General features: G+C 48.7%; 9 protein-coding genes. 8 read left to right on the top strand and 1 reads right to left on the bottom strand.

Going from position 1 to position 9862, the window contains the following annotated elements:
- A partial coding sequence (locus NW844_RS10835) for a Uma2 family endonuclease (RefSeq protein ID WP_414335580.1) occupies positions 1-498 on the top strand: 498 nt, incomplete at its 5' end.
- A gap of 90 nt (positions 499-588) precedes the next feature.
- Here NW844_RS10835 and NW844_RS10830 read toward each other — a convergent pair.
- Entirely contained in the window at positions 589-1149 is a 561-nt protein-coding gene (locus NW844_RS10830) for a formylmethanofuran dehydrogenase subunit E family protein (RefSeq protein WP_414335578.1), read from the bottom strand.
- Between the two features lie 340 nt (positions 1150-1489).
- Between NW844_RS10830 and cas6 the strand changes: the two genes are divergently transcribed.
- The 7 genes from cas6 (at position 1490) to cas2 (ending at position 9855) form a co-directional block, all read left to right on the top strand.
- A complete protein-coding gene (gene cas6 / locus NW844_RS10825; protein ID WP_414335576.1) occupies positions 1490-2158 on the top strand; it encodes a type I-MYXAN CRISPR-associated protein Cas6/Cmx6 in 669 nt (222 codons plus the stop codon).
- Between the two features lie 13 nt (positions 2159-2171).
- On the top strand, positions 2172-4589 hold the full coding sequence (cas3, locus tag NW844_RS10820) for a CRISPR-associated helicase Cas3' (protein WP_414335574.1): 2418 nt from the start codon (positions 2172-2174) through the stop codon (positions 4587-4589).
- A complete protein-coding gene (gene cas8a1, locus NW844_RS10815; protein ID WP_414335572.1) occupies positions 4586-6145 on the top strand; it encodes a type I-MYXAN CRISPR-associated Cas8a1/Cmx1 in 1560 nt (519 codons plus the stop codon). Before cas3 ends, cas8a1 begins: the two co-directional genes overlap by 4 nt.
- Before the next feature lie 85 nt (positions 6146-6230).
- A complete protein-coding gene (locus tag NW844_RS10810) occupies positions 6231-7151 on the top strand; it encodes a DevR family CRISPR-associated autoregulator (protein WP_414335571.1) in 921 nt (306 codons plus the stop codon).
- Positions 7148-7747: a type I-MYXAN CRISPR-associated protein Cas5/Cmx5/DevS gene (cas5, locus tag NW844_RS10805; RefSeq protein WP_414335569.1), complete on the top strand. Its 600-nt coding sequence runs from the start codon at positions 7148-7150 to the stop codon at positions 7745-7747. The genes NW844_RS10810 and cas5 overlap by 4 nt, the downstream gene beginning before the upstream one ends.
- Before the next feature lie 62 nt (positions 7748-7809).
- Entirely contained in the window at positions 7810-9558 is a 1749-nt protein-coding gene (gene cas1, locus NW844_RS10800) for a type I-MYXAN CRISPR-associated endonuclease Cas1 (RefSeq protein ID WP_414335567.1), read from the top strand.
- A 3-nt stretch (positions 9559-9561) separates the two neighbouring features.
- Positions 9562-9855 (top strand): CRISPR-associated endonuclease Cas2, encoded by a 294-nt coding sequence (cas2, locus tag NW844_RS10795; RefSeq protein WP_414335565.1) that lies wholly within the window; start codon positions 9562-9564, stop codon positions 9853-9855.
- Positions 9856-9862: the final 7 nt, after the last annotated feature.

Here is a 9862-nt window from a genome sequence, read left to right as displayed (position 1 = left end):
GAGCTGGTCGATGGACAAGCTGTTCCCAAAGATGCGCCGATGTCCCCTCAGAGATTTCATGCCTCTCTGCAGAAGCGATTGCTTTTCATTCTGGATGCGTGGTGTCAGGGCAAGGGAGATGTATATACAGAGCTGGCAATTGTTTTGCAAAGGCAGGGTCAGAAGTGGCTTCCCGTTCCTGATTTGCTCTATGTTTCGTTTGAACGCTGGCCAGAGCAGCAGGTGGAAGACGGCCCTTGTCCAACAGCTCCCGAACTGGTGGTTGAGATTCTTTCACCGGGTCAGAGTTTTGGGGCTGTGGTTCAAAAAGCAGCAGATTACCTGCAGGCCGGGATCCTGCGCGTTTGGATTGTGGATCCGCAGGCCAAGAGCATCACCGTCTTCTACCCCGATGCCCCGCCAAAGACCTTTACGGGATCCCAGGCCATCCAAGACGATTGCTTGCCGGGCTTGAAGGTTGTTCCCCAGGATGTGTTTGCCCAAGCGCGGATCCCTTAGTGGGTTTAGTGCAAATAGCGTGAAACAGCCTGCTAGTTTATCTCCAGGCCATTGACAAATGCTGAAGGGATCCCAAAACAAGATTTCCTGCTAGGGGCTAATCGTGAAGCGGAAGAGCTTCTCATCGGCCAGTTGGAGAACTTCCTGGCCTGCAGCCGCCAGTTGTTCCGGGGGCAAATTCCGGTATTGGGCGATAAACTCAGGCAAAACTTGAAACTCCACCCGCTTGCCGGTCTCTCGGTGGATCACCACACTGCGCATCTTGTCGAGGGAGCCAACTTCCACCAGCTTCAAGTTCAGTTTGCCCAAACTGGCTCCTGTTGCAGCGTGCAAGCCATCCACAATACACACAAACGGGATCTCCAGCGGCGACTCGTGAATAACCTCCACCAAAAAACGGTTCCTAGAAGTGTGGGGAGTTGGATCCATTAAGCCTAGCTCCTCCAGGGCGCGCGTCCCCATGCGATAGCCGATCACTGCCCAAGGGCCGGCTCCGCCATGGATTTCTGTTACTCTCTGAACTGCTATCGCCGTCGAGTCACTTCCAGAAAAAGAACTCGGATGAGCTGTTGCTGGTGCTCCCAAAGCTAGCTGAAGCGCGATCAGTAGAAGAGAAAACGGCTGCGGCTTGGCAACGAAGAACAAGTTCATAGGCAGTGCAGTGGGGAGACATGAAAAGCAGAAAGATGCTAAGCCATCCTAAGCCCTGCCCCTTGAGCCTGCCTATGCAGGGGCGGGGGATCCAACAGCCTTCTGAGAACTATTCCCAGAACTGACTCACAGATGCAGTGAGCCGAGAACGATGATATTGTCGAAGGTAAGCCTCCGGGCGTTGAGCACCCTTAAATGGCCGTTGTGGTCAGAAGTGCTTTGCTGGTGGCAGCAGGCTCTAGCACCCCTGACTGCCCTATCCACTGATCGCCTTAGGGCGCTGTCTACCACTTGACAACGGCTAGGGGCTCCTAGTAACCTCCTTTTTATGATGTCTTAAATGGCAGTTGTAGACGGAGCCAGACCAATGACTGCTGAGGCTTCACCACCTGACTCAACAGACTTCCTTACCCTCGTAGTAGACTTGTGCCTGCCTATACGAGGAGCCACGCTCCCTGCAGATCATGGATACGGCTTATTGGCGGCACTGTGTCACCGAGTGCCGATGTTGCATCGGAATCCCTGCGTCGGTATTTTGACAACAGCAGGGATCAGAGATAGACAAGGCAAAATCCTACTAACTCCACACTCCCACATTAGGATTCGACTACCTATCGAGGCAGTGGCGGAGGTGTACAAGCTAGCCGGTAAACAATTGAAGATTGGATCTCATGAGGTACAGCTAGGGATCCCTAAGATTTTTACTCTCAAACCAAGTACTTCCCTGAAAGCTCGAATCGTTACGATCAAGGGCTACACTGAGCCGGATACATTTGCCCAAGCTGCTCAGGCTCAGCTAGAGAAGCTAAAGATTTCAGGCCAGGTAACAGTACTGCAAGATAAAACCGGAAAGCCTCTGCGTAAAACCTTAAGAATCAAGGGGCATACAATCATAGGTTTCTCAATATTGGTAGAAAACTTACAAGAGGAAGATTCAATTCGTCTGCAGCAAGTAGGCCTAGGTGGCCGACGGCGCATGGGCTGCGGATTCTTTTTACCTTACAAGTAAGAAGAGATCTACAATGTTTAAGTTTTTACTGGCAAAATCTCTGGAGAAGCGGGATCCCAGCCGCCAATCCGAAGAAGAGTACGCTCAAGCAAAAGGCGCTGCTAAGCTTACAGGTCATGTTACGGCTGTATTATCAGCGGCTGAAGTTCTTTCAGAGCATCTAGGAGAGACTATTCAGCAGCAGTTGAGGTTGAAGGACGCAAGTCGTCTGAAATCTATTGTTAAGCTGGGATCTTATTTACATGATTGGGGCAAGGCAAACCAACATTTCCAAGAGATGATTTATCTCAAGTCATCAATTCTAGATGCCGAATCAAAAGCAAGACTTGAGAAGGCTTGGAGGGCTCACAATAAGCAACAACTTATTCGACATGAATTTTTAAGCGGCATACTCGCCTTACAGGTTAGCCCATTTCGGGAGTGGCTACGGAAAGCATTTACCGAAGAGGAGCTGCTCTTGGCTACTTGGGCAGCAATCGGACATCATCTCAAGGCAGGAGTGGATTTACAGGGCAAGGAATCACACAAAATTACAGAGTTGCCGGATGGCACAGGAACTGAGGTTCGTATTTACACTGACCATCGGGATTTTCAATCCATATTGAGACTGGGATCCCAGAAACTTGGACTGCCAGAAGAGATTCCAGATGTACCTTCGGCAAATTGGAAAAAAGAACAGCTAGAAGAGCATTTACATACCTTGGCAAACCAGTTCCGAGACTTTGCCAAAAGTCTAAGCTCAGATCAGCGGGCATTGGTGGCGGCGGCTAAAGCCACAGTCATCGCTGCAGATCTGGCAGGATCGATCTTGCCATCAGAGGGAGAAAACCTACAGGATTGGATCTCTAATACCCTGAGTTTGGTTCTTCAGGAAAGCGAACTAGAGCAACTGGTTACCCAGAAACTAGGGGGAAATTCTCTACGACCCTTCCAAGAGCAAATTGCTAATACCCGCTGTCGGGTAACACTGGTAAAAGCAGGCTGTGGTACGGGGAAAACCTTAGGAGCCTATGCTTGGGCAAAAAAGTGGGCAGTGGGAAAGCGGCTGTTTTTTGGCTACCCTACCACTGGAACAGCTACTCAGGGCTACCTAGACTATGCCGAGGGATCCCCAATAGAAAAAATGCTGATGCACTCGCGGGCAGACTTAGATCGAGAACTGCTGCTAACCGGAGAGGGCGAAAAAGATGAGGCAACTTCATCTCGTCTGGCTGCGCTGCAAGCATGGCGAAAGAAATTAATTATCTGCACTGTGGATTCCATTTTAGGTTTAATGCAAAACAATAGAAGGTCACTGTTTTCATGGCCAGTTCTAGCTCAATCTGCCTTTGTTTTTGATGAAGTGCATGCCTATGACAATCAATTGTTCGGCGCTTTACTGAGATTCTTACGGACTTTTCGAGGTGCACCTGTCCTCTTGATGAGCGCTAGCTTTACCCCAGGACAGCTCCAGGCAATTAAGCGAGTGATGGATGAGTTGAGTGAACCTATAGAGGATCCCGTTGAAGGACCGCGAGAGCTAGAAGAACTGAAGCGCTATCAAATACAAGAAGTGCAAGCAGAAGGTGATCCCACCCACTCTGAGCTCATTTGGCCGAAAGTCATCAAGGCAGTTCAGGAGAGGCAAAAGGTTCTATGGGTAACTAATTCAGTGTCCAGTTGTATTGATATTTATCAAGTTGCCAAGGAAAAACTAGAAAATATAAAAGCCAAAGTTTTAATTTACCACAGTCGTTTTCGCTACAAAGATAGACTCACCAAGCATGAGCAGGTTATCAATGCTTTTAGTCGGCCAGAACCTGTTCTTGCTGTCACTACGCAAGTCTGTGAAATGTCCTTAGATTTAAGTGCAGATTTGCTTGTCTCTGCCATGGCTCCAGCAACGGCTTTGGTTCAGCGATTGGGTCGGCTAAATCGAAGAATGAAAAGCGAAAAAGAAGAACCTTGTACAGCTCTCCTCTACAGATGGGATAAAAGCTCTCCCTATACTGCAGAAGAACTAGAAAGCGGGCAAAAACTAGTTAATGAGGTTAAAGACAGAGGACTAGAGCGCGTTTCACAGCGGGATTTAGCTAGCATTCTTTCTCAGCTCAGCCAAAAAGAGCCTGTTGAAGTAAAATCGGCCTGGCTTGATCAAGATTGGTGCACTTACCCAAGCTTCCTACGCGAAAGTGGACACACAATAACGGTGCTTCTAGCAGAGGATCAGGAGTCTATTTGGGAAGCTGCTAAAGGTCGGCAGGAAAAAGCTTTGGCCAAGGGGCAAAAGCTATCGAAGATGCAAGCTTTTCTGCAAGAGGCTCAAGCCTGGGCAATTCCGATTCGGATTCCAGATCAAGAGATAGAGTGGTGGAATTGGCAGCGACGCGGATTTTATTTCGTCACAGAGCCTGGATACATCAGCTATAGTGAGGAATTTGGCACGCCATGACTGAGCTAAAGCTACACATAGGACATCCTGGGTTGACACTGCTGCATCGAGCAGGGCTGGCTGGGCTGTGGATGACTCTTAAGCAGATAGAACAAGAAATTCCACCAGAGAAACGACCAGGGTCGCTAACTTGGGAACTGACGCCTCGACAAGTCCAACTGTTCTGGCAGGGAAATGACTTTGAGGTCATTGACTGGCTGCTTAAAGAGTCTTTTCAGCTTAACAATGGACTTATCGCACTGCGAGGAATTGATAGTAAGTCAATGCGGAAAGACTCACAGGTAATCATTCACCAGGGGATCTTGGGAACATTTTTACAACATAACAAAACTCGCAAAATTCTTGGTGAGCAAACTGAATCTCTAGAGATCGATGAGAACTACCCACCCATCATTATCAAGTACAAAGCTTTAGAAAGCTATGTCCATCAGGAATTTGCCAAAAATCTATGCGATAAAGACGGTAATTGGCTTAGGCAGCCAATTAGCATTGCTGGCTGGCTTAATCCAGGTGCCGTTGTGCGACATAATGCGTTTCCCTCAGATACAAGCTTTGAAGAGTCTCCAGAGATGGCCTTTATACTCCTCTACGCCTCTGTTTCTTCCTTCTACTACATTCTTCGGTCACGGTTGAAGAATCAAAAAGCTCAATATGCTCTGGTGGTTCCTGAGATCACCGATATGGAGGTCTATGCAGGCTATCGGCAAGATCCTCGGCTCCGTTATGCAAGTTATCGAGATTTACATGCTGCCGGTTTGGGAGATGCTGGGCTTAAGTTTCTGACATATCAAGAGGTTGCAGAATCTTCTCGAGGATTTAAGGTAACTCGATGTCAGGTTCTCACTCTAGGTTCTGTCCCCTGGTCGAAACAACAAAAGTCTCGCACAGATCTATTTACTGTAGAAGCAAAGTATCATGCCTGCAAAAACTACCAGATCTGCAAAGCGGTACTACCAGATCGAGTTATCCTTAAGACAAAAGCGGAGGAAGGAAGCTTTATCGCAACAAGCTTTGCTCGTGAGATGATTGCTGAAAATCTGGCAAGAGATCATCCTTGGTATGCCGGGTTTTCAGATTGGATTAACAGTAACGAGCGGTTCAAACAACTGTGCTACGAACGCAGAGGTTTAAGTGAGATGGTCATGAGAGCAGACATGGATGATAGAGAGCGCTGGTTTGTCCAGACCTGCCATGAGGCTATTCGCTTTACCTATGGTCGTTTATATCAGAAGGCTCAAGATCGAGGAGAGCAGACTAACTTTGATAGGGAAAACGTACGTATTCGTACTGGATTAGCTCGATGTAAAAATGCAGAAAGCTTCCGTGAGTTTATTACTAACTTTTGGGCAAAAGCTGGGATAATACCAACGCTTCAAGAGCACTGGGATGATTTGATGGACTTGGTTATGGATCCCAAAGAGTGGAGAAAAGCACGGGATCTAGCTCTTCTGGCGTTAGCAAGCTACAAAGGTAAGGAGCGTCAGGAAGAAACTCAAGATGAGCCCGATGAGAACGGTACTGACTTGATTGCTCCTGCCGAATTAGAAGAGGACTAAGACTATAATCTTCAAAGTAGAAGCTTGTGAGCCAGACAAAAAATCAACGTAGCAGTAACTTAGCAACTTAGTTTGGAGGAAAACCATGACTTTTCACCTGTTCGGCAACATTTTGACCAACTATGGTACTGCTGCAAACAATCGCGGCGAGAGTGAGGGCAATATTACTACCCTGCAAAAGATTCTCTGGAAAAATGAGGTGCATACCACTGTTTCTGCTGAAGCAATTCGCTGGGCATTGCGTTACTACTGGCAAACATCAGGAAGCGGTTGTAAGGTCAACCGACGCTGGAATGACGAAACTAACGACAACGAGTGGGAAGAGCCTAACTTTGCCCCTGATCTGTACATTGATGATGATGTTTTAGGCTTTATGCGCGCGGAGGGAGCTAAAGTAGATGCCTCAGACGAAAGCTCATCTAAAGGAAAGGGGAAAAAGCCGGCCAAAGGCACTACCACTGCTAGGCGCGGTGTTTTAGAGGTAACTCGGGCAATCTCCACCCGACCGTACAGTGGAGATATAACCTTCAATGCAAGAAGCGGTCAGAAGGGATCCACTTCTCTCTACGGAACAGAAGTGCATGCCACTCGCTATCAATACGGTTTTGCAATGACCCCTGCTCGACTTCAGCGGCAAGAGCGAGTAGTTGAAGTAGTGAGGGGACTGGTTTCTTTAGGGGAGGTAGCCGGCAATCACTCCCGCTTTCTCTACGATTTTTCACCAGATAGCATAGTCTTGCGCTGGACGCACGACTTTTCGCCCCGCCTGCTCTACTGTTTTGAAGAAAACTCTGAGGGAGAAATAAGCATGCCAGACTTGGTGCGTCGAGTACAAGTAGGAGATATAGATCCTCAAGAGCTATGGCTAGCAGGAGCTGCTGCCGAAACCGAGGACGGGGAGAAGCTAGCTGAATTAGGTGCTCATGTAAGTCCGGGCATTAAGTCAACGGTTGACGACCTAATTGCCATAATTCAAAGTCAAATTTCTTCTAGGGAGGCAGCATGATTCAGCTTCAGGTTGAGGTACCTATTGCTTGCTTTCGTCAATCTTGGGCCAGGGAGTTTGCCGAAACCTATCCGGTGCCGCCACCTGCTACTGTTTATGGAATGCTGCTTTCCTTGCTGGGAGAGTGGGATCGGCATCGCTATTGTGGTGCTCAACTGGCAATTGCCCTACTGAGCCAACCTCAACTTTCTACGGTAATCCGCACCTTTCGTCGCTTTAAAAGCAAAGACATTCGGGATCCGGCCAACGCCCGTCCCGACTATCAGCAATTACTCACTGACGTGCAGATTGCAGTGCTGGTTAAAGGATCCCTTGCTCATGATTTGGAAAGAGCCTTTGAGAATCCCGAATCGATTAACCGATCCGGAGGACTGAGCTTGGGGGAGAGCCGTGACCTTGTTAACTCGATAACGCCAATTCCAGTAGTTCCCAAGCAGAGTCGATGGCTAATTCGAGATGAGGACGGGATCCTCACTTTGCCGTATTGGGTCGATCACGTAGGAGCCCGTGGCACCCGCTGGCAAAGGTACTTGCTCCAAACTCTTGAGAGTGAGGAGATACCTGAATTGGCCTGGACAGAAATTCGGCCAGATTAGCTGCTGTCTGCTGTCATCCTTGCACATGTATGCGAGAACGGGCAGTGCTTTGAGGCTAGATTTTGCCTCTATCTGAGGAGAAGGTTTTTTCAGTATTGTTGAGGTTTTCTCATATTCTTCATGTTGTTTATGTTTTGGAGCTTTGGATTATGCCGCTATCGTTGGCTGATTTCTCTGTACAGATAGATTCAGATTTGATTCGTGTTTCAGCGTTGCATGCATTGGCCTACTGCCCACGATTATTTTACCTAGAAGAAGTTGAGGAGCTCTACAGTGAAAACGCAGCTATTTTTGCTGGTCGGCGGCTACATACAGAGCTAGAAAAGCAAGAGGGGGAAGATTGGGAGGATCTATTTCTAGAAAGCGAGGATCTGGGTTTGCGGGGACGGGTAGATGCCCTGCGTACTCGCGACGGTCAGATTATTCCTTATGAGCATAAAAGGGGTCGGGCAGCCCGGGATCCGGACAACCAGCCCCAAGCCTGGGAAAGCGACCGGCTGCAGATCTTGGCCTATGCCTATCTGATGGAAACTGTCCTGGGGATCCCAATCCCTGAAGGACGAATTCGATACCACGGCGACAATGTGCTAGTGCGCGTTCCCCTCGATGATGCCGGGCGCCAAGCTGTGCGTCAGGCAATCGAGCAAGCAAGGTTGCTGCGCCAATCCCATCTCCGTCCCCCAATTACTGACAACGAGCGACTCTGCGCAGGCTGCTCTCTGGCCCCTGTGTGCTTACCTGAAGAAGCGCGGCTAGCTCATGATAGAGAATGGCAGCCTATTCGCCTCTTCCCGGAAGACGATGAACGGCAGTGTGTCCACATTCTAGAGCCGGGGGCGCGGGTAGGGCGCAGCGGATTCCGTCTTAAAGTAAGCTACCGAAACCAAAACGAAGAGTTTATCTCTGCTCAGCAAACCGGGCAAATTGTGCTGCACGGTTTTTCTCAAATCTCAACTCAGGCCATTTATTTCTGTGCTGAGCAAGGCATTGGGATTCACCTAATCTCTGGGGGTGGACGCTACGTTGGTAGCCTAGATCCCCGGCACGGAAGCATCCAACGCCGGATCCGACAGTACCAGGCCCTGAGCGATCCTCAAATGTGCTTGAAGTTAGCTCGGAAGCTGGTTGCGTGTCGAGGTCAAAGTCAGCGTAAGTTCTTGATGCGGCTGGGATCTGCTCGTCCACCAGAGGTAGAGCAAGCCATTGACCAAATGAGGCGAGTACTCAAGCAAGTCGATCGAGCAGAGTCATTATCAAGCTTGCTGGGTTTGGAAGGAAATCTATCGGCACTTTACTTTGCCGCTTTGCCCTATGTGCTATCAGATAAGGTGCCAGAGGAGATGCGATTTTCAGGCCGAAACCGAAGGCCCCCTAAGGATCGCTTTAATGCTCTACTGGGATTTGGATATGCCCTTTTGCTTAAAGACGTCATGAACGCTATTTTGACGGTAGGCCTAGAGCCTGCTCTCGGTTTCTATCACCAGCCTCGCTCTCAAGCACCCCCTCTAGCTCTCGACTTGATGGAAATCTTTCGCGTGCCTCTTGTGGATATGCCAATCGTAGCTTCAGTGAATCGTAAACAATGGGATCCGGAAGCAGACTTCATCATACGAGGACAACAAGTTTGGCTTAGCGAAGAAGGGCGGAAAAAGATGATTCAAATTTACGAAGATCGCAAGCAGGAAAAGTGGAAGCATCCAGTCACTAACTATTCCTTAACCTATCGTCGTTTGTTAGAGCTAGAGGTTCGCCTTTTAGAAAAAGAATGGAATGGAGAGGGTGACTTATTTGGAAACTTGGTTGTGAGGTAAACCATGGCTGAATATAAAGTTTGCTACTTAGTATGCTATGACATACGTTGCCAAAAGCGATGGCGAAAAGCGTCGAAGTTGTTAGAGGGATATGGAGAGCGAATTCAGTACTCAATCTTCCGCACTTGGCTAACATTACGAGAACGAGAAAAACTGCGCTGGGAACTAGAGAAGATCCTCAAGCCGGAAGATGGCCTTCTCATCGTGGGGATCTGCAACCGTTGTTTGGAGCGGGTGCTCACCTCGAACCGACCAGGAAGTTGGCCACAGCAGCAGAGCAGCTACAGGATCTATTGAAGAAACA

The sequence above is a fragment of the Synechococcus sp. H55.2 genome (genome assembly GCF_047462495.1).
Lineage (GTDB): Bacteria > Cyanobacteriota > Cyanobacteriia > Thermostichales > Thermostichaceae > Thermostichus.
This window is presented reverse-complemented; position numbering and strand designations above follow the sequence as displayed.

Excerpts from the sequence above, each read along its gene's own strand:
- cas2 (WP_414335565.1), top strand. The coding sequence starts at position 9,562 with ATGGCTGAATATAAAGTTTGCTACTTAGTATGCTATGACATACGTTGC.
- NW844_RS10810 (WP_414335571.1), top strand. The coding sequence starts at position 6,231 with ATGACTTTTCACCTGTTCGGCAACATTTTGACCAACTATGGTACTGCT.
- NW844_RS10830 (WP_414335578.1), bottom strand. The coding sequence starts at position 1,149 with ATGAACTTGTTCTTCGTTGCCAAGCCGCAGCCGTTTTCTCTTCTACTG.
- cas6 (WP_414335576.1), top strand. The coding sequence starts at position 1,490 with ATGGCAGTTGTAGACGGAGCCAGACCAATGACTGCTGAGGCTTCACCA.
- cas5 (WP_414335569.1), top strand. The coding sequence starts at position 7,148 with ATGATTCAGCTTCAGGTTGAGGTACCTATTGCTTGCTTTCGTCAATCT.
- cas8a1 (WP_414335572.1), top strand. The coding sequence starts at position 4,586 with ATGACTGAGCTAAAGCTACACATAGGACATCCTGGGTTGACACTGCTG.
- cas3 (WP_414335574.1), top strand. The coding sequence starts at position 2,172 with ATGTTTAAGTTTTTACTGGCAAAATCTCTGGAGAAGCGGGATCCCAGC.